This is a genomic window from Streptococcus sp. HMSC072G04 (assembly GCF_001813295.1).
Taxonomy (GTDB): Bacteria; Bacillota; Bacilli; order Lactobacillales; family Streptococcaceae; genus Streptococcus.
Map to the genome: position 1 here is coordinate 1 of NZ_KV812018.1, position 25148 is coordinate 25148.

Below are 25148 nucleotides of genomic sequence, written 5' to 3' on the forward strand. Positions count from 1 at the left end.
TTTTTCTGTCTAACTTTTGGGGTGCAGTTCAATTTCTCAAGGGGCTTTTTTCTATGCAAAAAAATAATTTAGGAAACCTTGATAATCTCATCTATTGGGTACTCTGCTACATAAAATTTTTCCGTTTCTTATGTTGAATAATCGGTCAAGTTACAAAACAAAATTGTGATTCGTTTGAAAGCCCTTGCAAAACAATTGTGTTGCACGTATAATATAAGCGTAATACAATCATCTATTTTAAGGAGGTCTAGCGATGATTAGACGTTATAAAAAATTATTTTTAGCATTCGTTGCTCTGTTCTCAGTCTTCCTACTAGCTTCTTGTTCTCAAAAACAAAGTGGCTCTAAAAATGCCGCTAAAACAGAAACACCAAAAGTCGAAACGATTGATGGCGAATGGGAATTAGTCGATACTCTCGATGCTTTAACGGAATCCATCGGAGCCTATACCCTCCATGGAATCCACTTTGCACACTTGCTTGAATCTATTAAAGACTTCAAAATGGACATGAAGATTGAAAACAATACGGCAACGATTAAATACGACTATAACATTGATAACTTTATTAAAGCTTTCTCCACTGTCACAACAGACGCTAGAGGCAAGACTGAAGAAGAATTCAAAAAAATCATGTATGACTCTCATGAAGGATTTGCAGGCGACTTTAAGAAATACAAAGTCAGCATGAATAAAGATACTGGCGTGTTTAGCTACGAAGCAACGGGTTCTATTGATCAAGGTGCCAAAACAATGACCTTTGATGAAGGAATTTCCGTAGCGAACTCATTCTTCTTCTCATTCGGTGAAAATCGCGTTTCGCCAAACACATATCACTACAAATTAAAAGACGACATGCTTTATGTCACGATTGACGGAAAAGCGAAGAAAGATAATCTTCCAGTTCACTATGAACTACACTTCAAACGTAAAGGAAGCACTACTCAAAAAGACCCTGTTCCAATTGAAGGAAAATGGCAAGCCATCGACTTCCGACCAGCTCTTGAACGTAGCTTAGCCTTTAAAGATTTTGACAATGATGATTCGGCTATCAAGCTTATCTATCCTGAGGCATGGAAAGATTTAAAACCAACGTTGAACATTACAGGAACATCTGTTGAATTCGACTATACTGTATCTCTAGCAGATGGTTTTGGAAGATTCTACGATTACTTAAAACAAAAAGATGCATCTAAAGTGACTCAAACGAAAGACGAATATATTAAAAATCAATTTATTAAATTATCAGTCAATCTACAGGATGGCGCTAAAAACTTACCCAATACAACTTATGAATTTGATAGAGGTAATGCTAAAATTCATTCTGTCTTGAAGAACGGTAAATTAGATACAGCAAAGCAAACGATTATCTTCCCAGAAGCTATAAATATTGTGCAACTTGCAACCATGTCCATTGGACCTGTCGCTAAAGAAACTACGTATAAATACTCTATTGATGGAGATATTTTAACGTTGACGATTGAGCAACGCGATGGACAGAATAATCTAAATACGATTATTTCAGCAAAATTCAAAAAAGTGTCTGATGCAACGAGCAAGTAGTCATTCCACTGCTCCTTGAGAATTTCTCAAGGAGCTTTTTTCTGTGCAAAAAAATAAAGAGCTTACGCTCTATTAAAATACTTCGGTACCTTTGGTTCGGTTAGGAAGGAACGTAATTTTCGCTCCGCTCAAACTGCATCAATATCTCTAAATTCGGTTGAACTCTCTGAGTTCACCTCGTTAATTTTTTAAAGATCGTAGTTCTCACTTGCGTTCGAACTGCGTCAACGTACCTAAGCTCACTAACGTTTGCTAAGGTACGTAGAAAAAAGCCACCGGTTTTGGTGGCTCTTATAGGGAGATTATTATGAAAAAGTTTTAGGAGTTTTATCATTCAAAGTTAGGAGGTCTTTGATGATGGTATTAGTATACGACAGGAAGCTTAAACTTTCCTTATAGTTTTTCTAAAAAATTTTTTTCGAGAAAAAAAGGAGCTCCAATCAAGAATTTTACATCCTTGTTTGGGTCACCCCTTTCCTCCTTATTTCTTAGCGATGGCATGGTAGCTAGTCTTGCTGGTGAAGACTTGACCTGCCCTCAAGATGACCTTTTCAGTTTGGTCACTGTGAATGGCATCTGGCACTGTTTGAAATTCTAGAGCCAAGCCATTGTGCTGAACCATTGGTTGGCCTTGCAGATGAACGGTCTCGTCTACGAAATTAGCTGAATATACCACCAAGGCTGGGGCTTCTGACTTGAAGGTCAAGAAACGTCCAGATGGCTGATGGTAAAGGAAGCCAGCATTTTCATGCCCTTCTGGAAGAGCGAATGGATGGTCTAATCCTTCTACCAGGCGGATTTGCGGATCAGAGTCCTTAAAAAGATCCTCCAAGAGCATAGCTTGGTAGAGATGCTGAACAACCGGACTTTCTCTATCCACGGTCTGAAGAGGAACACCGTCTGGATGGATAGAGTAAAGCCCTTGATGGTTGATCTGAAAGACATGGTCATTGATCGGCTGGGTGAAGTTCCCAGATAGGTTGAAGTAGCTATGGTTGGTCGGATTGACTAGGGTGTCCTGATCCGTTTCTACCCGATAAGCAATCTCGAGTTCACCATCTTCCGTCAAACCATAGGTTACCCAGATCTTGAGATTTCCAGGGAAACCGCCGGTACCATCTGCACGCTCTGTATAGAGAGTGATTTCCTGATCCGTTACCGACTCCACGCTAAACAAAGCGCTATCCCAACCCGTCGGTCCACTGTGGTTGCAGTTGGTACCGTTATTGGCTTCCAAGTGATAGGTTTGACCATTGAGTTCAAAGCTTGCCCCTGCAATCCGGCCTGCTACCGGGCCAATACTAGCCCCATATTTAGGGCTATTGCCCACATAGTCCTCAAAGCGATCAAAGCCTAGAATAATATTCGTAAACTGGTCTTCTTTATCCGGTGTCACATATTCTAAGATCGTCGCCCCATAGGTCATGACAGATAATTGGTAGCCCTTGTCATTTTCGAGGCGATAAGCCCGAACCTCTTGATTCTGCCATTCTCCAAACACGCTTTCTTGATACTGTTTCACAAACCTTCTCCTCTCACTGTTTTTCTCCATTGTATCAGTTTCACAAGAAGAAACACTCCACTTTTTTATAGAAAATTAGTGGCTATTCTTTATGAAACGGATGAATGATCACCCCTTGCACAACCCGATTGACGGTACCAGTCGGTGAAGGTGTGTCTGGGCGATTTTGCACCTTGAGCGAAGTCAAGAGAGAAATCAATTGACCGTAGATAATGTAAGGGAAGGCACGGTAGATATCTAGTGAGTCTGCAGAAGCTTCCACTAACACTTCCCGTACATGCTCGATCCCTGCAGCTTGGTCGGTCAAGAGGACAACTTGACGGGCAATCCGATCCCCTGCAACTTCTCGAACCAAGTCCAGATCATACTGACGGGTATAAGGATCAATGGATCCAAAGACCAAGACAAGAGTTTGGTCATTAATGAGGGATTTTGGACCGTGACGGAAACCGACAGGACTCTCATACATGGTTGCGATTTTGCCTGCTGTTAATTCCAAAATCTTGAGCTGGGCTTCATGAGCTAGACCAAAGAAAGGTCCTGCCCCCAGATAGATCACGCGCTCAAAGTCTAGATCGACCACTTCTTTGACCGCACGGTCCTTCTCCAAGATTTGCTCAGATAGATGAACCAGCTCTTCTACTCGTTTTTCCTTGATCTCTTCCTCGCTTGGATCAAAGACCAAGAGAACTGTCAAGAGCATGGAGGTAAAGCTAGAGGTCATCGCAAAGCCGGCATCATTGGTTTCTTTAGGTTGGAGAAGCAAGAGATTGCGCTCATCCCCATGCGCCTGCAAAGCCAGTTTTCCTTCTTCGGCACAGGTAATGGTGATCTGATAGAGCTCATCGACCAGGTCTTGGGCCAACTGCACGGTGGCAACACTTTCTGGCGAATTACCACTCCGGGCAAAGGATACTAAAACCGTCGGAACCTCTTTTTTCAAATAGGTTTGAGGATGAGCTACGATATCCGTCGTCGCAATGGATTGGAAATTCCAGTGGCGTTCATCGTGCACTTCCTGCAAATATGGAACCAAGGTATCCCCTACATAGGCTGAGGTCCCTGCCCCTGTCAAGATGACCTTGATATAGTCATGCTCTTGCCCAATTTTTTCTAAGAAAGCTTTTATTTCCGCTTTTCTTTCTTGATACAAGCGAGCTGTTTCTTTCCAAACCGTCGGTTGTTGGTAGATTTCACGTGTTGTGATCTCTGCTCCTAGCTCCTGCAAGTCTTCTTTTGTATAGTCTAACATAGAACCTGTTGTTCCTTTCTACAATCTAACGTTGATAAATGGGAAAGGAGCCTGAGATGATGCTCCCAGACTCCCCTACCAACCTACTCATCTTCATCATCAAGGTTTGACAAGAGGTCATTGACCTTGACAATACTTTCTTTTGCACGTTCAGGGTAGTCCCCTTCGTTACCAGTCAGGCTGCTATTGATGAACTCGATGACCATCGGAAGATTCATCCCTGCGTATAAGTCAATCGCACGTCCTTCAAGGATCAAGCGGCTCACAGTGTTGCAAGGAGTTCCTCCCAAGAGATCTGCAAATACAATATAGTCTTCTAGACCTTGGACTGTTGCTTCAAATTTAGCAGTAAAGTCTTCTGGTCCTTCTTCTGGTAAGAGTGCAACCGTATGGATGGATTCTTGTGGTCCCATAATCATCTCTGTGCTCGCTTTGAGCTCTTCACAAAAGCGACCATGGCTGACCAATACTAACTCTTTTGCCATACCTTACTCCATTATTGCATGCCAAAGCAGAAATGACCAAAGGCAGAGAAGGCAATCGCTGCGACGATAATCAACAAGATAGCTTTAGTTGAGTTCATTCCTTTACGTCCAAGCAACCAGTAAATCACACCTGTGATAATAGCTGGAACCAAGCGTGGGAAGATCAAATTAAGCATGTCTTGGATATCGATGGCTTTGTCCCCGATGTGTGGCATCCAGGTTACATCCACATTGATCATGGTTGCAATCAAGGCACCGACCATGAAGATACCAAGTACAGAAGCTGCTTCGATCAAAGCAGTCAAGGTACTTTGCATGTTGTTGATTAAGTTGGTACCTTCTTTATAAGCAAATTCCAACTGTTTCCAACGGAAGATATCATACGCAACTGCTACCGCAATCCAAAGGAAAATACCCCATGGTTGCCCTTGTGACGCGATGGTTGCTGCAATAGATCCCATAATGGCTGGAACCAAAGATCCAAAGATAGAGTCTCCTAGAGGGGCAAATGGTCCCATGAGACCTGTCTTGATCCCGTTCACCGCATCTTTAGAGTTGACACCATCTTTTTCTTCCAAGGCCAAATCAAAACCAGTGATAATGGTGTGGAAGAATGGAGAAGTATTGAAGAATTGCGTATGCAATTTCATCATTTCTTTCAATTCAGGTGTGCCATCTCCATACATTTTCCGCAATTGTGGAAGAAGCATGTAAAGGTAACCAGAAGCCTGCATCCGTTCGTAGTTCCAACCCAATTGGAAGGTGAAGAGGCTACGTTTGTTGATTTGTTTAAAATCCTCTTTAGTGAGTTTGTAGTTATTAGAATTCGTCATCTTCAATTTCCCCGCTTTCTACATTGCTTGCTGGAGCAGCTACAACTGTACGTTGGCTGTTTTTAAAGTGTTGCACTGCAAGGAAGATACCGATGATGGCAACCCCGATCATAGATACAGATTTGAAGTTGTTTGTGAAGGCAACCATTTGTTCTTTTGGAAGTTTTGCAAAAGCATCTGTTCCAAGCATAGCAGAAATTGCAGCACCAACACTTTGAACATTGCTGTAAAGCACTGTCAACATCGCTGTCAAGCCAAAACCAAGGGCAAGATAGTGAAGGTGACGTTTCACAGGCAAGTAGTGAAGCAAGATCGCAAATCCAAGACCAGGAAGCATACGTCCTGCAAGAGTCAAGCCGTTTGCGAACCATTGATATTTTGCAACAAAGTCAACAACAGATTGGACAAAAGCACCACCAAAGGCAAGAGCCAAGAAGACTGGAAGGGCACGAGAGAGAGCCCAAGGAACCGCACCAAGAAGGTAGTTGCGTTCAATTCCTTTATAATCAAAGCGTTCGATCGCCGCATCAATACGGTGTGCAAAGGCAGTAGTACTCATACGGCCAAGGATATCTGCATAGGTCAAGAGAGCAGCTACGGGAACGGCAATAGTTGAAATCGCAATTTCTGGTTTAATACCTTGCGCTACTGAAAAGGCAGTTGCAAGAACGGCACCAGATGTTGCATCAATACGAGAAGCTCCACCGAAAGTACCTACACCGAGCACTGTCAATTGGAGAGACGCTCCGATAAAGAGACCTGTTCCTAAATCCCCCATAACAAGTCCTGTAATGAAACCAGCAAAGACTGGTGAGCCTGCTGATGAAACAATCGTCAACTCATCACAGATTTGATAAGCTGAGTACAAAGTAAGTAGTAAAATTTGCCACCATTGTATCATGACAATTTCCTCCTAAAAATTTTCTTTTACTTTAATAACTTCATAAAGTCTTCTGCAGTGTCGTTTGGCACCATCTGAGACGTAATCTTCACACCTTTTTCGTGGATCTTGTTAAAGTCTTCCACGTCCGCGTCCACCACATTGATCGAGCGGGTAATCGCGCGTGTCTCATCGGATTGAGACATATTGCCGACATTCAGCGTTTCAAGCTGAACACCTGCTTCGATCAAACGAAGGAAACGATCTGGTTTGCGAGCTACGATAAAGAGTCGTTGGCTATCATATTTTCCAGCCAAGATATTTTCCGCAGCCTTTGCGACTGGCAAGATACTAAGCTTAACACCAGGTGGTGTCGCTAGTTTCAAGCCACTTTTTTCGATATCATTTTGAGCGACTTCATCATCGATCACCATGATACGTGAAACATTTAGTTTGGTAGTCCAAAGATTGGCTACCTGCCCGTGGATCAAACGTCCATCGATACGGCATCCTACAATAGTCATAAGTTTTCCCCCTTTACTTCTTTGAATGTAGGTTGTTGAACAAGTTGAAGTGTCTCTTGGTAACGCCCTTCTGTCTCAAAGACGATCAGGCTATTGGCCCCTTCTTTGAGGAAACCATGAGGCACGTAAAGTGAAGTGGTCGGTCCGACCTCCCAGAAGCGGCCAAGGTTATGGCCATTGACAAAGACGACCCCTTTCCCAAATCCTGTCATATCCAGATAAGTGTCAAGGGTGTGGTCCAGCTGAAAATCATATCGGTAAAAGGCTGGAGCACCTGCCTGCCATTCCTTTGAAAAATCGAGCTGACTGAGATCTTGTAAATCCAGTGGGTACTGCTTCCAATGAAGGTGGAAGTGCAAATCCACACAGACACCTGTGCGAATGCCCTTGTGCTGGCTATCAGCCAAGAGCTTGTGCCCATAGTTGACACGACCCATATTTTCAAGCAAGATTTTTAAATTCGTAACCGCTTTCTTTTTTCCTTTGATAAAAAGATCTTCACCAATCTCTGTTTGGTATTGTGTTGCTACATGTTGATCATCCAGGTAAATCTGTACCCGATCCCGACCATCAATGATGCGCAGTTTTTCTTCTTCCGCATCCAACTCAAGGTCTGTCTCATATAGCAGATAACCTGTGGTTTGCCCTAACTCTTCCATCTTTTCCGGATAAAGGCTGGTCTCGACCTGAGCCAAATTATCCAGATTCCCAAAAAGACTAGTCTTGGCTGCCAATTGCAAGGTTTGCTCTGGCAAACACTCTTTGATGAGCGGTTCTTGCTGTGGGTATTCCGGATAATAGGTCGCCATCATCTTTTGTATGGCATAATATTTCTCTGTCGGATTACCCTGCTCATTGAGCAAAGCCCCATAGTCATAGGATGTCACCTGTGGCAAATCAAGCGTCCCCCGAGCTGAACACCCATTCATGAATCCAAAATTGGTTCCGCCATGAAACATGTAGAGATTGATGGAGCCAAGCTCCAAGACCTCATGGACAGCTTCTGCCAACTCCTCTGGGTCCCTTTGAATCACAGGTTCTTTCCAGCGGGTAAACCAACCATCCCAGAATTCCATACACATCAAAGGCCATTTTTTGCCGTATTCGTCAAAGAATTCTTTCATTTGACCAAAGTTATAGGCTGCTTTAGAACCGAAGTTTCCCGTCACAAAGAGGTCTTCTTCGATCAAGGTTCCTGTTCTTAGAGTTGCTCGCCATGGACCATCCGATGTAAAGAGGGGACAGGTCACGCCTTTTCCCTTCATCAAATCCCGAATGGCACGAAGATAATCCTTATCCTCTCCATAAGAGCCGTACTCATTTTCTACCTGCATCATAAGGATTGGACCACCCTGATCCACTTGGTAAGGAGTCAACAACCCAAGCAAGCGATCATAATAACGATCCACCGCTTCGATAAAGGCTGGGTCTGATGAGCGGATTCGCAGGTCTTCTTCTAAGAGCCAGGCTGGCAATCCACCAAACTCCCACTCTGCACAGATAAAGGGCGACGGCCTTACAATTATGTAAAGTCCTAGGGACTGGGCTGTTTGGATGAAACGCTCTAGATCCAATCGACCACTAAAGTCAAACTCTCCTTTGCGGGGTTCATGTGCATTCCAAGGGACATAAGTCTCAACTGTGTTAAAACCCAAAGCCCTTAGATTATACAAGGAATGATACCAGCCTGCTGGGTCAATTCGGAAATAATGGATTGCTCCGGACAAAATCTTGAAGGGTTGACCTTTTAAATAGAAAGCATCGCGAATCTCAAAAACTCCCATAAACGCCCCCCTTTCTTATATGTAACCCTTTTCATTTATTAATATAATAAATAATTTGAAAAATGTCAACACTTTTATAAAAAATATGTTAAAATAGGGTTAAATAAGAGAAATCTAAAGAGAGGTAGCACTATGGCAATTCCAAAGTACCAACACATCAAAGATGATTTGAAGCAGCAAATTATCTCAGGAAAATTTGAAAATGGAGATAAATTTTATACGGAAGCTGAACTCATCAAAATTTATGATGTCAGCTCTATCACCGTTGTCCGTGCTTTGAACGACCTCGCCGCCGATGGCTACATTGTCCGCCAGCAAGGAAAAGGAACCTTTGTTTCTCGTGCTCGAAAACACAAACTGGTTGAATTTTCAGATGTTGAAACCTTCCCAATCCAAAAGGCTAAAGTTAAAGTTCTCTCTATTAAACGTGGAAATACCTTGAGCATCCTAGACAAACTAGGTCTCAACCCAACGCAATTTTACTATAAGATCGAACGGACTCGCCAGACAGGGGATGATACCTATATCTTCCACCAAACCTATATTCCTGAACAATACATCAATCCAAACTATCCAAATTTGGAATACTATAGCTCTATCTATGATCGCTTCAAAGAAGACTACCACATTCATATGAATGATGAGCACTTCGAAGAAGTCAACGAAATCGTCTTTCCTACACCTAGCAAGATTGCTAAAGTATTGAAGATCGACGAAAATTTCCCAACGGTCAAACAAGCGAAGACGACCAAGCTAGAAGCGACTGGCCAAATCCTTGAATACACGGAAACCTATAAACGCGGTGACTACTACAAGATCAAGTTCATCTCCTGTAACCGCGATCACTAAGAACCAAAAAGACTGAGACATCTCGGTCTTTTTTATAACTCCATTATAGCATGTTGAAAGCGATTTTTAAAGACCTCTTTAAAAATATATATAATTAGTGATAATTTAGCTATAAAAAGTTTAAAAAGAAGCAGATTTCTCTGCTTCTTTTCGTCTATTTTTCAAATTCCCGTTTTTCTTGCGATTAGTCACCCAAACCGATGCGTTCGAAGATTTCATCCACCCGTTTGGTATAGTAGGTAGGGTTGAAGATTTCGTCGATTTCTTCTTGAGTGAGGCGTGATGTCACTTCTAGATCAGCTTCAAGAAGTGGTTTGAAGTCAACTTGGTTATCCCATGATTGAGCAGTCTTCGGTTGCACAAGGTCGTAAGCTTGCTCACGAGTCATGCCTTTTTCAATCAAAGTCAGCATCGCACGTTGGCTGAAGATCAAACCAAATGTAGAGTTCATGTTGCGAATCATGTTTTCTGGGAAGACTGTCAAGTTCTTAACGATGTTTCCGAAACGGTTGAGCATGTAGTCAATCAAGATGGTTGTGTCTGGTGCAATGATGCGCTCAGCTGATGAGTGAGAGATATCACGCTCATGCCAGAGTGACACATTTTCGTAAGCCGTTACCATGTGACCACGGATCACACGCGCAAGACCTGTCATGTTTTCAGAACCGATAGGGTTACGTTTGTGAGGCATTGCTGAAGACCCTTTTTGACCTTTAGCAAAGAACTCTTCCACTTCCCGTTGTTCAGATTTTTGAAGACCACGGATTTCAGTCGCCATACGCTCGATAGAAGTTGCGATGCTAGCAAGAACTGCAAAGTACTCAGCGTGAAGGTCACGAGGAAGGACCTGTGTAGAGATTTCTTGAGCACGGATACCAAGTTTGTCGCAGACGTATTTTTCAACGAATGGTGGGATGTTGGCAAAGTTACCAACCGCACCAGAAATCTTACCAGCTTCCACACCAGCAGCCGCATGCTCGAAACGCTCGATGTTACGTTTCATTTCACTGTACCAAGTTGCCAATTTAAGACCAAAAGTTGTAGGTTCAGCGTGCACACCGTGGGTACGACCCATCATGATAGTGAACTTGTGTTCTTTCGCTTTGTCAGCGATGATGTTGAGGAAGTTTTCAAGGTCCTTGCGGATGATGTCGTTGGCTTGTTTGTAGAGGTAACCATAGGCCGTATCGACAACGTCAGTAGAAGTCAAACCATAGTGAACCCACTTACGTTCTTCACCGAGCGTCTCAGAAACCGCACGTGTGAAAGCCACCACATCGTGACGCGTTTGCTGCTCGATTTCAAGAATACGGTCGATGTCAAAGTCCGCTTTCTCGCGAATCAAAGCCACATCTTCCTTAGGAATTTCTCCCAATTCAGCCCAGGCTTCGTCAGCCAAGATTTCCACCTCAAGCCAAGCACGGTATTTATTTTCTTCAGTCCAAATATTCGCCATTTCAGGGCGGCTATATCTATCAATCATGTTTTTATTTTCCTTTCTTTTGATGTTTCACATCAGTTAGCAACCAACAGTCTTTTATTCAAACTCTTCTTTTCCAATCCACACAGATGGATAATGATCCAATGTATTCAAATCCGAATCCAGAGGCAGATCATAGATGGCTAAATAGTTTTCAGGATATTGTGCAACTAGCTCTTCATACTTAGCTTTCACTTTTTCGTGATTGCTACTAGCATACAAGACTTCGACGACTGCTCCAGTCTTCTCTTTTTCAACAAATGCGTTGACAATGAGTTGAATCATAAAAACCTCCTAAATCGAAATTCCCCTCATATTTGCTTCCAGAATGGGCATCTCAACACCTAACTCCTTACCGGTCTGATAAACACTTTGACAACAATAGAAGATGTCCTGTTTGTCATTGTGCAAGGTCATGATTTTTCGGGTCAGCTCATTTTTCGCAAACATGATTTTCATGGCTTTGCCGGCTATCCAAGCCGGAATTTTGTAGGGTAAGAGTTCTGCCTTGTAAAGCTTCAAATTCACACCACGCGCTTCTACGACTTTCAAAGCCTCTCGAATGGCCTTGATGGCTAATGATAATTCCGAAGAACTATTCATCAAGTTCAAAGCCAAATCTTCTGGATTTTCCAGATTTCCCGAACGCGCAGCTGTCGAAGTAACACCTGCATTAATCACCATGTGAATCCAAATCCACTCGACCATATCATGAGGTACTTCCCACTTCAAATCTGCAGAAGTCAGCAAAGTCGTCAGATCAGCATAGTTAGAAATGTGTGCTTTTTGCTCACCTTCTAGCATTAAATGGTCAAACAAGACACCATCCAAATGATCCTCTTGCATGTGACCTCCCGCTGTCGGAAAGGCCAGAATATAGTCATAATCTCCTGCCCACTCTTGGACATCTTTTCGTGTATTCCAGAAATTGCAGAAGAAAACGAGAGTGCCTTTGATATGATTTTTTCGCAAGGTTTCCACAGCTTCTTTGACGAAACCATGACGAACACTCAGAAAAATAAAATCATATTCCGAATCAGCTTCCGCCACATGAACCTCATAGGTGTCATGCTTGTTCTCACCCTTGGAATGATAGCGACCATCTAGTAGATCAACCGACAACTCCTTTGGAGCTGTGCTTTTCTTACTATCTCTCAGTACGTGTTCCACTTGATGGTCTGCTTTTTGAAAGGCGTAGGCATAAGTGGTCCCGATGACTCCAAGTCCTAGAATCGCTATTTTCACTTAAAAATCAATTCCTTTCCCAAATTCCTCAACCTCGTCTGGCACATCACTAAACAAAGTCACATGTCCCATCTTGCGGTTGTGCTTTGCTTCTAGTTTACCATATAAGTGGAGGTGAGCGCTTGGATTTTCTGTCACATATGTTTCAGCAGCCTCGACGTGTTGGCCGAGGACATTGAGCATGACAGCTGGCGCATGGAGGTGGATTGCTGGAAGTGGCGCTCCGAGAACGCCCAGGATATGCGTATCAAACTGTGAAAAGTCGCAAGCTTCGATTGAGTAGTGGCCAGAATTGTGTGGGCGTGGTGCGATTTCGTTGACGATGATGTCATCAGCGGTCGCAAACATTTCTACACAAAGTGTACCAGAGAGGTTCAGTTGTTCAGCGATTCGCACTGCCATTGCTTTGGCTTTTTCAGCTAGACTGTCAGAAATGCGAGCAGGCACAATGGTTTTTGAAAGAATGTTGTTACGGTGGATATTTTCCTGAACTGGGAAGACTGTCACGTCCTTGCTATTACCAGATACGATGATAGAAATTTCAAGGTCGAAGTTGACAAACTCTTCTAAAACGCAGTCTGCTGAATCAGCTAACGCATAGGCTTCTTCCAAATCTGCTTCTGAACGAATAACCTTTTGACCATGGCCATCATAACCACCGGTCGCCGTCTTGAGGACATAGTTTTTCGACAGGTCGATATCTGCCAAATCCTGGCTTGAGGTCACGACCTTGTAAGGTGCCACAGTGACTTGTGCCTTGTTGGAAAGAAAGTCCTTCTCAAAGATTCGATTTTGAGAGATGCGGAGTAGGTCTGTCCCTTGTGGGAGTTGTCCATCTTTGATAACGGCATCCAAACCATCAGCATCCACATTTTCAAATTCATAAGTGAGAACATCACAGCGATCTGCCAACTGACGAAGAGCATCTACGTCGTCGTAAGGGGCCACGATGATTTCCGCCACACGGGAGGCTGGGCAATCAGCTGCTGGATCCAACGCGATAACCTTGTGTCCCATGTAGATAGCTGAGATCGCCATCATCTGACCGAGCTGGCCACCACCGATGATCCCAATGGTTTTAGTTGAGCTCATTTGTAGACTCCTCTGCGATTTTTCCTTGTTCTTCTGCGAAATCCGCTAACGCTGTCGCAATAGCCTGGTCCTCTACCGAAAGAAGGCGGAGGGCAAAGAGGGCCGCGTTAGTCGCACCAGCTTCACCGATCGCCATGGTCGCAACAGGCACACCACCTGGCATCTGAACAATAGAATAAAGCGAATCCACACCGCTAAGGGCACGTGATTTGACGGGTACTCCGATGACTGGAAGGGTTGTTTTAGCAGCAACCATCCCTGGCAAGTGAGCTGCACCACCTGCACCCGCGATGATGACCTTGATGCCACGGCTACGTGCTTCTTCCGCATGTTTGAACATGAGGTCCGGTGTACGGTGGGCGGAAACAACTTTCTTTTCGTAAGCGACGCCGAAGTTGTCGAGGACTTCAGCGGTTTTTTGCATGGTTGCCCAGTCAGATTTTGAGCCCATAATAATGGAAATTACTGGTTTCATTTCTTCTCCTTTTTTGATAATCGTCTATTGTAGTGCGGACGTAAGCGACCGCCTGTAGCGTTCCATTACTAAAACTGGAGCCTTAGTCTCCAGTTTTCCGCTCCTAGTAGCTCTGCTACTAGGAGTTCCACTACTGCGACGATTATCCTCTATACTAGCTCGCTAACGCTCGCAAATCAAGCGACCATTATCTTACTTTGGCTCGCTTTCGCTCGCCATGACAAAGTTAGTATCTGTTAATCTTTTATCGCCTTGCTACCGATATCCGTACGGTAGAACAAGCCTTCTGTGTTTTGTTTGTTGAGTTCGTTGTAGATGATGTTTTGGCCGTCTTTGACCGTGTCTGCTGTTGTGACAAGCATGTAGACACGTCCACCGTTTGAGAGGAGGTCTTGGCCATTTTCAGCGAATTTGGCACCAGCATAGTAAGTGATGATGTCGCCCTCTGTCTTGGCTGGAAGCTTGACACCCTTCTCATAAGCGAGTGGATAGCCGTTTGATGCTACAACCACGCCCAATGTCACACCCTTGTCCGTCCAAGTGATAGCTGGCTCTTTTCCATCCAAAATGTCAGTGATATTTTGCGCAAAGTCAGATGTCAAACGAGGTAAGATGATTTGCGTTTCTGGATCTCCGAAGCGAGCGTTAAACTCGATGACTTTCGGGCCGTCAGCTGTCAAGATAAGCCCCGAGTAAAGGACACCAGTGTAAGGACGACCTTCTTTGATCATGCCTTCAAGAACTGGCTTTACAATAGTGTCAACCGCTGTGTCAACCACGCTCTGTGGCAAGTGAGGAACCGGCGCATAGGCACCCATCCCACCAGTGTTAGGGCCCTTGTCCCCATCATAAGCACGTTTGTGGTCCTGAGCCGTTGGCATGATGTAGAACTTGTCCCCATTGACAAAGGCAAAGAGAGAGAACTCTTCCCCGTCAAGGAATTCCTCGATGACCACACGCGCACCTGAATCACCGAATTTATTGTCCAAAAGCATCTCATGAGCGGCTTCGATGGCTTGCTCAACTGTCTCCGCAACGACGACACCTTTCCCAAGGGCCAAGCCGTCTGCCTTGACGACGATTGGAGCGCCTTTTTCTTCGATGTAGGCCTTGGCTTCTTCGAAATCTGAAAAGGTTCCATAGGCTGCTGTCGGAACGTCGTATTTGACCATGATTTCCTTAGCAAAATCCTTAGACCACTCAAGCTCAGCCGCAGCCTTGGTAGGACCAAAGGCTTTGAGACCAGCTGCATTGAAATCATCTACGATACCAGCTGCAAGGGCATCATCTGGACCAATAAAGGTCCAAGCAATATCGTTCGCTTTTGCGAAGTCAATCAGCTTAGAATGTTCGGAAATTCCGATATTGATCAAATCAAGACCGTCTAATCGCATCCCATCATTACCAGGAGCCACAAAAACCTGCTCAACGTTTGTAGACTCCAACAATTTCTTAGCAATCGCATGCTCACGACCGCCAGATCCAACAACCAAAAGTTTCATCTCGAACCTCTTTTGCGAATTATTTTATTAAATTATATCATAATCGTTCGTTTTATTCTAATGATTTCAGCAAAAGTCTCCTATTTTCAGTAGAATCCAAACATTTTTTGCTATTTTCTCCTATTTCTCATTTTTTTCCGAATAGTATAGGTGAGACCTACTAATTGACGAAAAGGAGTATTATGCAAACGATCAAAAAATTTGTAGTACTGACTTGTGCGACATGGGGGAGGCAAGCCTCTATTGCCCATGCAAATCAAGCGACCAATGCTATCTATGCCGAAAAAGGGCAGCTGGTGATTCATCTTGGAAACGTCCCGGATAAGTATCAAAAGATCCAAGTTCCCGTCTGGTCTGACCAAAATGGCCAAGATGACCTGATTTGGTATCCTGTGGAACGCAGTGACAAAGGATTTGACCTACAAGTGCCATTGACCAATCATTCTGATCAAGCTGGACTTTATCATGTCCATGTCTATGGGGTGGAGGCAAATGAACAGCTAACCGGTCTTTACCCTCTCACGACCAGCGTCCAGCAAAAAGACCTGGCTTCTTCCCAGCCAAAAATCACGATCACACCCATCTCCTCACAAGAATTTGAGGTAGACCTAAAGTTGTTCGAAGACGTTGACGAGATTGTTTTCCCCATCTGGTCTGAAGAAAATGGGCAGGATGATTTAATCTGGTATCCAGCAAAGAAGGTCGCACCAGGACACTTCCAACTTCGCTTTCAAGCTCAAAAACACAAGGGAAATGGGCTATTTCACCTACATGTCTATCAGAAAAGCCAGGGACAACTAAAAGGGCTATTCCCCACTACCTTTCAAGTAGAAAAGGCAAAACCAAAGATCACGCCACTCGCGACACACCCGGGAAACACCTATCCGATCGGTGAATGTACCTGGGGAGCCAAAGAATTAGCCCCTTGGGCCCACAACTGGTGGGGAAACGGTGGCATGTGGGCAGCCAGTGCACGCGCTGCTGGATTCCGGACAGGAGACACTCCAGAGGTCGGTGCTATCGCCTGTTGGGACAATGGGGGATATGGCCATGTCGCCTTAGTTACGGATGTCGAACATGACCAAAAAATTCAGATCCAAGAGGCTAACTACAACGGCCATCGCTATATCGACAACTTCCGCGGTTGGTTCGACCCAACCAACCCCATCTGGGGGACCGTCACCTATATCTACCCAGATTAAGGTCTTCTTACCCAACAGAAAAGGCACCCATCCATTGATGTGTGCCTTATTTGATTAATGTCTAAAATGTCTCACGCCTGTAAAGATCATGGTCAAGCCATATTTATCAGCCGCTTCGATTGACTCTTGGTCACGAACAGAACCACCTGGTTGGATGATGGCTTTGATACCCGCTTTTGCGATTTCTTCTACGTTATCTGCAAATGGGAAGAAGGCATCGGAAGCAAGAACAGCGCCGTCAAGACGGTCTTTAGCTTGATCAATAGCGATACGGACAGATGCCACACGATTGGTTTGACCTGGGCCAACACCAAGTGTCATGTGGTCATTAGTTACGATGATCCCATTTGATTTGACATACTTGATCGCTTTCCAAGCAAACTCAAGAGCTGTCGCTTCTGTCTCAGTTGGTTGGCGTTTCGTCACCACTTGCCAGTCAGCTGGGCTTTCTTTCACAACGTCTTGGTTTTGAACGAGGAGACCACCAACAACACCAGTGTATTCTGCTTCCACTTCACTAGCATCTTGAGCATCAAATGGTAGCTCAAGGATCCGCAAGTTTTTCTTCTTGGTTGTCAAGATTTCAAGCGCTTCGTCTGTGTAGCTTGGTGCAATGATGATTTCAAGGAAAACACCATGCATCTTCTTAGCTGTCACAGCATCTACCTCACGGTTGAGAACCACGATCCCACCGAAGATGGATACTGGATCAGACTCATAAGCGTAGTCCCAAGCAGTTTCTATGTCGTCAGCTTGACCAATCCCACATGGGTTCATGTGTTTAAGAGCCACAACGGTTGGACGGTCTTTGAAATCACGGATGATCCGGATAGCGGCATCAGCGTCACGGATATTGTTGAAGGACAATTCTTTACCGTTCAACTGTTTCGCTGAAGCGATGGAGTAAGCCGTTGGCAAAGCTTTTTGGTAGAAGTCTGCGTCTTGTTGAGGGTTTTCCCCGTAACGCATTGGTTGCTTAAGGTCATAGGTCAAAGTGAGTTTTTCAGGTTTTTCTTCACCCACTTGAGCAGTGAAATATTCTGCGATCAAAGCATCATAGGCTGCCGTATGGCGGAAGACTTTCGCTGCCAAACGTTGGCGAGTTTCGTGACTTGTTTCGCCATTGGCTGCCAATTCGTCCAAAACCACAGCATAGTCAGCAGGGTCTACCACAACTGTTACGCTAGCGTGGTTTTTAGCTGCTGAACGAAGCATAGATGGCCCACCAATATCGATATTTTCAACCGCATCCGCGTAAGTCACGTCTGGTTTAAGGATGGTTTCCTTGAATGGGTAAAGGTTGACCACAACAAGGTCAATCAATTCGATATTATTGTCTTTAGCCGCTTGAAGGTGGCTATCGAGGTCACGACGAGCGAGGAGACCACCGTGGATATTTGGGTGGAGAGTCTTCACACGACCGTCCATCATTTCTGGGAAACCAGTCACATCATCAATGGCGATAGTATCCACCCCAGCATTGTCAAGGGCAACTTTAGTACCACCTGTTGAGATGATGTCCCAACCGAGTTTTTTGAGTTCTTGGGCATATTCAACGATGCCCGTTTTGTCTGAAACACTAATTAGTGCGCGTTTAGTCATTTTCTTTCTTTTCCTTTTTTAAAAAAGTTCTTTATCTGCTACAGTCGAAAATGTTCTTTCCGATCAATGGTTTCCTTATTTTCGTGCTACTCCCAAACGTTCCAACACTTCTGGATAGAGCTGGTACTCTGTTTCGTGGATGCGCGTCTCGAAAGTATCAAGGGTATCCCCTTCAAGGCGCGGCACACGGACTTGTTTGATAACCTTACCGGTATCAACACCAGAATCCACCCAGTGAATGGTCACACCGCTCTCAGCAACGCCTGCATTCCAAGCATCCTCAATACCATGAGCACCAGGGAATTCAGGGAGATAAGCCGGGTGAATATTGATGATACGGCTTTCATAAGCTGCTAGCAAGGTTGGGCCAACGATTTTCATATAACCCGCCAAACAAACCAAGTCAATCTGGTGTTCATTCAAGAGTTTAACGATAGCTTCTTCATAAGCTACTTTATTGTCAAATTCCTTGAGTTCAAAGGCATGACTCACCATACCAAGATTTTCGGCCCGTTCTAAGACATAGGCATCACGATGATCTGAAAAGACAAATTCTACTGGAAATTGTTCTGCAATCACCTGAAAGTTTGAGCCATTGCCAGAGGCAAAAACAGCAATTTTTTTAGCCATTATTTAATCACCACACTTGCGCCATCTTTCTTCACAATCCGACCGATTTCATAAACCGGTTCGTCAAGAAGTTCTTTGACACGTTCCACATTTTCTGGTTTCACTGCAAGCATGAGACCAATCCCCATGTTAAAGATTTCAAACATTTCTTCATGTTTAATTTGGCCATATTTTTCAAGGGCTTTGAAAATTGGAAGAACTGGTACTTTGCTTTCGTCAATTTCAGCAGCCAAGTCATCTGAGAACATACGTGGTACATTTTCGATGAAACCACCACCTGTGATATGGGCAATCCCATTCACCAATTCTTCTTTGATGAGTGGCAAAGCTGCTTTGACGTAGATACGAGTTGGTTCCAAAAGAACGTCTTTAAGTTTCTTCCCTTCCAATTCTGGGAGAACTTCCTCACCCGTGTAATCCGCAAAGACACGACGAACAAGTGAGTAACCATTTGAGTGGATACCGCTTGAAGCAAGTCCAAGAATCACATCCCCTTCAGCTACTTTTGAACCGTCGATAATTTGAGATTTTTCTGCAACACCGACAGCAAACCCAGCCAAGTCATAGTCATCTTCATCGTACATACCAGGCATTTCAGCCGTTTCCCCACCGATAAGGGCTGCATCAGCCTGCACACAACCTTCTGCAACACCAGCAACGACTTGCTCTAATTTAGCAGGTTCATTTTTACCAGTTGCGATATAGTCAAGGAAGTAAAGAGGCTCCGCACCTGCAGCGATGATATCGTTAACACACATGGCCACACAATCTTGACCGATCGTATCGTGTTTGTCGTACTTAATAGCCAGCATGAGTTTAGTACCGACACCATCTGTACCTGAAATCAAAACAGGCTCTTTGACACCTGTTTTTGAAAGGTCGAACATACCACCGAAGCCACCGAGAGCTCCCATGACACCTGCACGTTCCGTACGAGCCACATGTTTTTTGATCCGTTCAACAACTTCATAACCTGCTTCAACGTCTACGCCAGATTGAGCGTATGCATTCTTATTTGTCATTTGTTTCATTCCTTTTCTTTTGCACTGCTCTTAATAGAAAGAAGTATGTTCTTTCAAACTTTCCACATAGCGTTCTTCGTAGTCATACAAAGGTGTTGGATATTTTCCATCAAAGTAAGCCACACAAAGACCGCCATTGGGGGCATCTGTATCGATTCCAATAGAATCAATCAAGCCATCGATTGACAAATACGTCAAACTATCTGCACCAATGATATCGCGGGTTTCCTCTACTGTATGATTAGCAGCAATCAATTCCTTACGTGTTTGAATATCGATCCCGTAGAAACATGGATAAGCCAGAGCTGGACTGGCGATTGCCACATGGACTTCTGTAGCCCCTGCTTCTTTTAATAACTTCACAATCCGACGTGATGTTGTCCCACGTACAATAGAGTCATCAATCATGACAACCCGTTTGCCTTTCACGACACCGGATACGGCAGAGAGCTTCATCCGAACCCCTTGCTCACGTAGTTCTTGTGTCGGTTGAATAAAAGTCCGTTGGGTATATTGGTTTTTAATCAAGCCCATTTCATTTGGTAGGCCAGATTCTTCCGCAAATCCCATAGCTGCACTAAGTGAAGAGTTCGGTACACCGATCACAATATCTGCTTCATGTTTAAATTCACGTGCCAATTGAGCCCCCATACGTTTACGAGCTGTATGGACATTGACCCCTTGAATATTGGAGTCCGGACGAGCAAAGTAGATATACTCCATTGAGCAAACAGCCAATTGGGTATCTGTTGTATACGTATCGTAAGTGATGCCGTTATCATCGATGATCACAACTTCACCTGGATTCACATCGCGGATCCACTCAGCACCAACCACTTCAAAAGCACAGGTTTCAGAGGAAACCACGATAGCGCCATTAGCCATTTTCCCAATCGAAAGAGGACGGAAACCATTTGGATCCAAGGCCGCAATCAGCTTATCTTCCAGCATGAGAAGGTAAGCAAATCCACCTTTCACTGTATTCAAGGCTTCTTTCACCTTACCCATGAAGGATGGGTTGTGGCTCCGACGAATCAAGTGGGCCAAGATTTCTGAATCAGAAGTTGAGCTAAAGATCGCTCCGTTATTTTCCAACTCCCGTTTGAGGGACTTGGCATTGGTCAAATTCCCGTTGTGGGCCAGCCCAAACTGGGTATCATGAAAGCGAAAGAGGAAGGGCTGGATGTTATCCACCGAAGCTTCCCCAGCTGTCGCATAGCGAACATGGCCAATCGCTCCCATTCCTGTTAACTTGTCCAAGTTAGCAGGATTTCGAAATACTTCTGAGAGAAGACCCGTATCACGATACCGTTTTAGTTGACCCGCATCATTCGAAAGGATCCCCGCCCCTTCTTGACCACGGTGTTGAAGACTGTGTAATCCGAAATAAGTCAGTTTTGCAGCATCTGGGTGTCCCCAGATCCCAAAAATACCACATTCTTCATTAAGAGATTTAACTTCGTATGTCATTTTGTATACCTTTTATTTTCCAGTAAAGTATTTAACCGCTGATGCAAAGAGATGTTGGTCTTTATTTCCTGGAATATTTTGGAAGAGACCATCTTCGAAACGTTCTGAGTGACCCATCTTACCAATAATTTGACCGTTCTTACTTGTGATACCTTCGATAGCATTTACAGATCCGTTAGGATTATATTTAGAATCCATGCTTGGTTTACCTTCGAAGTCAACATATTGGGTAAAGATTTGACCATTGTCACGAAGCTCTGCGAATTCCTCAGCTGTCACGACAAATTTCCCTTCACCGTGTGATACTGGAATGGCATGGATGTCACCAACTTCTACTCCGGCAAGCCATGGTGAGTTTGTGTTGGCAATCCGCGTTTCCACCATCTTAGCCACGTGTTGGTTGGCATCATTGTAGAAGAGAGTTGGACTCGTACTGCTTGCATCTTCAAAGTTACCATATGGAAGAAGACCTGATTTAACAAGGGCTTGGAATCCGTTACAGATACCGATGATCAAACCACCTCGTTCGATGAAGCTATCAATGGCTGCACGTACTTTTTCATTGAGCAAGATGTTCACGATAAATTTAGCTGATCCATCTGGTTCATCCGCTGCTGAGAAGCCACCTGCAAAGAAGATAATGTTAGCTTTTTCGATATTGTCAACCATAGTGTCAACAGACTTGACAATAGCCTCTTCGTTAAGTGTTACAAATGGTACCAAGTTGACTTTTGCACCTTCTTTTTCAAAGGCCTTAGCTGAATCGTACTCAGAGTTAGTACCTGGGAATACTGGGATGTAAACCACTGGTGTATCAACTGTTTCTTTGGCTTTGATCACAGAATCTGATGCCACATCTGGTACTTCTTCCAACTCAGTTGCTTGTGCAAATTCCGTTGGATAAACTTCTTCCAATTTACCTTGGAAGGCACTGTCAAGTTTGTGTCCATCAAGCGTTACACCATTGACAGTAAGTGTAAAGTCAGCTACTGTTTGTCCGATCTTAGCAACACCTGCAATTTCTTCAGGCGATGTGAAGACGAATCCACCCAATTGGGCTGTCAAGCTAGTGTCAAGGTCAGCTAATTCGACGTTTGCTCCGATATGGTTCCCAAATGTTGCAAGGGCAAGAGCTTCAACCACACCACCATATTTAACAGCTGATGCAGCTGTCACTTTGTGGTCAGCTTGGATAGCTTCAAATTGAGCAAAGTTAGATTTAATAAGATCGAAGTCAATTTCTTGTGCCAAAGCTTGACCTGGGATGTAGTAAATATTTTCACCAGCAGCTTTAAATTCTGGAGAAAGAACCTTACGGCTATCTGCAGTTGTCACCCCAAAAGCAACCAAGGTTGGTGGTACTGTCAATTCTTCAAAGGTACCAGACATAGAGTCTTTCCCACCGATAGATGGCAAACCAAGTTGAATCTGAGCTTCGATTGATCCAAGGAGAGCAGCTACTGGTTGACCAAAACGCTCTGCTTGTTTATCCATACGCTCGAAGTATTCCTGATAAGAGAAACGAGCCTTAGACCAGTTTGCACCAGCAGCAACCAAACGAGCTGTGGCTTCGATGACCGCATAAGCAGCGCCATGATATGGAGACCATTCTGCTACATAAGGGTTGAATCCTTGCGCCATAACAGATGCAGTTGTTGTCACGCCATGTTGGACTGGCAATTTCTGTACAGAAGCTTCCGTTGGTGTGATTTGGTAGCGACCACCAAGTGGGTGATTGACTGTTGAACGACCAACCGAGCTATCAAAGATGGTTTGTAAACCTTTTTGACTGGCATGGTTCAGGTCAGCCAAGACTTCAAGAGTATCCGCTTCAAGGGTTTCAGCAGATGTTTGACGTTCTTCTGGAAGCTTGACATCCTTGTCAACCACCTTAGCATCTACAACCACACGTACACCGTTAGTATCAAGGAAACGACGTTCCAAATCAACGATGGTTTCACCATTCCAGTGCATGACAAGATTTGGTTTTTCAGTTACTGTTGCAACGACAACAGCATCAATATTTTCTTTGTTACATTCAGCAACGAAAGCATCTACATCTTCTGGACGAACCACTACAGCCATCCGTTCTTGAGATTCTGAGATAGCAATTTCTGTACCGTTCAAACCTTGGTATTTCAATGGCACTTTGTCTAGATCAATTTCAAGACCATCTGCCAATTCACCGATCGCCACACAGACACCACCGGCACCAAAGTCATTTGATTTCTTGATCAGACGGGTCACTTCCCCATTACGGAAAAGACGTTGAATCTTACGTTCTTCGATGGCATTCCCTTTTTGAACCTCAGCACCAGCTGTTTCAACAGATTCAACCGTTTGAACTTTAGAAGAACCTGTCGCACCACCGACACCGTCACGTCCAGTCTTCCCACCGAGAAGAATCACGACATCACCTGCTTCAGGTTTTTCACGGACCACATTTTCCTTAGGAGCCGCACCGACAACTGCACCTAGCTCCATACGCTTAGCAACGAAACCTGGGTGGAAGTATTCACGAACATAAGTTGTCGCAAGACCAATTTGGTTACCGTATGAAGAATAACCGTGAGCCGCTGTTTTAGAAATCACTTGTTGTGGCAATTTACCAGGACGAGTTTCAGCAATCGGAGCTGTAATATCACCAGCACCTGAAATACGCATGGCTTGGTAAACGTATGAACGACCTGACAATGGGTCACGAATGGCACCACCGATACAAGTAGCTGCTCCACCAAATGGTTCGATTTCAGTTGGGTGGTTGTGAGTTTCATTCTTGAACATGAGAAGCCATGGTTCTTTCACACCATTGACATCTACTTCAATTTCAACTGAGCAGGCGTTGATTTCATCAGACACTTCCATGTCATCCAAACGACCATTAGCACGCTCATAACGGCCAAAAATAGTCGCCATATCCATCAAAGTTTGAGGTTTTTCTGTACGTCCCAACTCATCACGCATGGCAATATACTTGTCATAAGTCGCTTGCAATTGTTTTTCAAATTTAGAAGCTGAGAAGTCGATGTTTTTCAACTCAGTTTCGAAAGTTGTGTGACGGCAGTGGTCAGACCAATAAGTATCCAAAACCTTAAGCTCAGTCTCAGTTGGTACACGTCCAATGGATTTGAAGTAATCTTGAATGAAGAGAAGGTCATCCACTTCCATTGCCAATCCTTGCTCGGACTTATACTGTGCAAAATCTTCTGCCGTATAAGTTTCAAAGAAATCCAAGCTTGGAATGGTCTTGTCAGACTCAGAGAAATCCTGTTTCGCAATACCAACAGTGATATCTTTGAAACGAGAATCCACTGGGTTCAAAAGGTAGTTTTTGACAGCTTCCAACTCATTCGCATCAATATCCTTGTTAACCAAGTACAATTGTGCTGTATTCACTGTTACATCATTTGAACTACCCAACAACAGCAAAGCTTCTTGCGAAGATGCTGCACGTTGGTCAAATTGACCAGGCAAACTTTCGATAGCAAAGAAAGCATACTTCTCAAGATCAGCCTTAACCGCAGCTTCATCCAAAACAGTATCGGTCACTTGCTCAGAGAAGATATGTTTTTCCGCACGCGCAAACAAGTCCTCTGCCAAACCAAAGACATCGTAAACTTGAACAATACGAAGAGCCTTCAACGTTTTCAACTGAAGATTATGCTGCAATTCTTTTACTAAAGAGTCCGATTTTACACGAAAATCAGCTTTTTTCTCAACGAAAATACGTTTATCCAT

21 protein-coding genes are annotated in these 25148 nt (G+C 44.1%); 3 read left to right on the plus strand and 18 right to left on the minus strand.

From position 1 onward, the window contains the following. Positions 1–253: 253 nt before the first annotated feature. Positions 254–1561, plus strand: a complete 1308-nt coding sequence (locus tag HMPREF2904_RS04850; RefSeq protein ID WP_070660521.1) for a hypothetical protein — start codon at positions 254–256, stop codon at positions 1559–1561. A 481-nt stretch (positions 1562–2042) separates the two neighbouring features. Here the strand turns inward: HMPREF2904_RS04850 and HMPREF2904_RS04855 are convergent, their stop codons facing one another. From HMPREF2904_RS04855 to HMPREF2904_RS04885, 7 genes are all read right to left on the minus strand, one after another. Next, complete coding sequence (locus HMPREF2904_RS04855; protein ID WP_070660524.1) at positions 2043–3083, minus strand: aldose epimerase family protein; 1041 nt, start codon at positions 3081–3083, stop codon at positions 2043–2045. An 82-nt stretch (positions 3084–3165) separates the two neighbouring features. Then, entirely contained in the window at positions 3166–4335 is a 1170-nt protein-coding gene (locus HMPREF2904_RS04860) for an SIS domain-containing protein (RefSeq protein WP_070660527.1), read from the minus strand. An 83-nt stretch (positions 4336–4418) separates the two neighbouring features. Beyond that, on the minus strand, positions 4419–4820 hold the full coding sequence (locus tag HMPREF2904_RS04865) for a PTS sugar transporter subunit IIA (protein WP_070660530.1): 402 nt from the start codon (positions 4818–4820) through the stop codon (positions 4419–4421). Positions 4821–4831: 11 nt separating this feature from the next. Next, entirely contained in the window at positions 4832–5653 is an 822-nt protein-coding gene (locus HMPREF2904_RS04870) for a PTS system mannose/fructose/sorbose family transporter subunit IID (RefSeq protein ID WP_003002374.1), read from the minus strand. Then, a complete protein-coding gene (locus HMPREF2904_RS04875) occupies positions 5640–6554 on the minus strand; it encodes a PTS mannose/fructose/sorbose/N-acetylgalactosamine transporter subunit IIC (protein ID WP_003013827.1) in 915 nt (304 codons plus the stop codon). The genes HMPREF2904_RS04870 and HMPREF2904_RS04875 overlap by 14 nt, the downstream gene beginning before the upstream one ends. 26 nt (positions 6555–6580) lie before the next feature. After that, positions 6581–7057: a PTS sugar transporter subunit IIB gene (locus HMPREF2904_RS04880; protein WP_003009322.1), complete on the minus strand. Its 477-nt coding sequence runs from the start codon at positions 7055–7057 to the stop codon at positions 6581–6583. Further along, positions 7054–8841, minus strand: coding sequence for a glycoside hydrolase family 35 protein (locus HMPREF2904_RS04885; protein WP_070660533.1), 1788 nt, complete (start codon positions 8839–8841; stop codon positions 7054–7056). Before HMPREF2904_RS04885 ends, HMPREF2904_RS04880 begins: the two co-directional genes overlap by 4 nt. A gap of 132 nt (positions 8842–8973) precedes the next feature. Here HMPREF2904_RS04885 and HMPREF2904_RS04890 point away from each other — a divergent pair, with 132 nt between their 5' ends. After that, positions 8974–9690: a GntR family transcriptional regulator gene (locus tag HMPREF2904_RS04890; RefSeq protein ID WP_070660536.1), complete on the plus strand. Its 717-nt coding sequence runs from the start codon at positions 8974–8976 to the stop codon at positions 9688–9690. Between the two features lie 184 nt (positions 9691–9874). Here the strand turns inward: HMPREF2904_RS04890 and purB are convergent, their stop codons facing one another. The 6 genes from purB to purD form a co-directional block, all read right to left on the minus strand. Next, complete coding sequence (gene purB, locus HMPREF2904_RS04895) at positions 9875–11173, minus strand: adenylosuccinate lyase (protein ID WP_070660539.1); 1299 nt, start codon at positions 11171–11173, stop codon at positions 9875–9877. Between the two features lie 54 nt (positions 11174–11227). Further along, a complete protein-coding gene (locus tag HMPREF2904_RS04900; RefSeq protein ID WP_070660542.1) occupies positions 11228–11455 on the minus strand; it encodes a phosphoribosylaminoimidazole carboxylase in 228 nt (75 codons plus the stop codon). A gap of 9 nt (positions 11456–11464) precedes the next feature. Beyond that, complete coding sequence (locus tag HMPREF2904_RS04905) at positions 11465–12415, minus strand: ketopantoate reductase family protein (RefSeq protein WP_070660544.1); 951 nt, start codon at positions 12413–12415, stop codon at positions 11465–11467. Beyond that, entirely contained in the window at positions 12416–13507 is a 1092-nt protein-coding gene (purK, locus tag HMPREF2904_RS04910; protein WP_070660549.1) for a 5-(carboxyamino)imidazole ribonucleotide synthase, read from the minus strand. After that, complete coding sequence (gene purE, locus HMPREF2904_RS04915; RefSeq protein WP_061564565.1) at positions 13494–13982, minus strand: 5-(carboxyamino)imidazole ribonucleotide mutase; 489 nt, start codon at positions 13980–13982, stop codon at positions 13494–13496. Before purE ends, purK begins: the two co-directional genes overlap by 14 nt. Before the next feature lie 236 nt (positions 13983–14218). Continuing rightward, entirely contained in the window at positions 14219–15484 is a 1266-nt protein-coding gene (purD, locus tag HMPREF2904_RS04920) for a phosphoribosylamine--glycine ligase (protein ID WP_070660552.1), read from the minus strand. A gap of 182 nt (positions 15485–15666) precedes the next feature. On the opposite strand from purD, the gene HMPREF2904_RS04925 reads away from it, so the two are divergent. Then, a complete protein-coding gene (locus HMPREF2904_RS04925; RefSeq protein WP_070660557.1) occupies positions 15667–16686 on the plus strand; it encodes a GBS Bsp-like repeat-containing protein in 1020 nt (339 codons plus the stop codon). 54 nt (positions 16687–16740) lie between these two features. Here HMPREF2904_RS04925 and purH read toward each other — a convergent pair whose 3' ends face one another. From purH to HMPREF2904_RS04950, 5 genes are all read right to left on the minus strand, one after another. Then, positions 16741–18288: a bifunctional phosphoribosylaminoimidazolecarboxamide formyltransferase/IMP cyclohydrolase gene (gene purH, locus HMPREF2904_RS04930; protein WP_070660559.1), complete on the minus strand. Its 1548-nt coding sequence runs from the start codon at positions 18286–18288 to the stop codon at positions 16741–16743. Positions 18289–18363: 75 nt separating this feature from the next. Beyond that, a complete protein-coding gene (gene purN / locus HMPREF2904_RS04935; RefSeq protein ID WP_070660562.1) occupies positions 18364–18918 on the minus strand; it encodes a phosphoribosylglycinamide formyltransferase in 555 nt (184 codons plus the stop codon). Beyond that, positions 18918–19940 carry a phosphoribosylformylglycinamidine cyclo-ligase gene (gene purM / locus HMPREF2904_RS04940; protein WP_070660600.1) on the minus strand — a complete coding sequence of 341 codons (1023 nt, stop codon included), beginning with the start codon at positions 19938–19940 and terminating at the stop codon, positions 18918–18920. The genes purN and purM overlap by 1 nt, the downstream gene beginning before the upstream one ends. 30 nt (positions 19941–19970) lie before the next feature. Continuing rightward, positions 19971–21410 (minus strand): amidophosphoribosyltransferase, encoded by a 1440-nt coding sequence (gene purF / locus HMPREF2904_RS04945; protein WP_070660566.1) that lies wholly within the window; start codon positions 21408–21410, stop codon positions 19971–19973. Between the two features lie 12 nt (positions 21411–21422). Continuing rightward, on the minus strand, positions 21423–25148 hold the full coding sequence (locus HMPREF2904_RS04950; protein WP_070660569.1) for a phosphoribosylformylglycinamidine synthase: 3726 nt from the start codon (positions 25146–25148) through the stop codon (positions 21423–21425).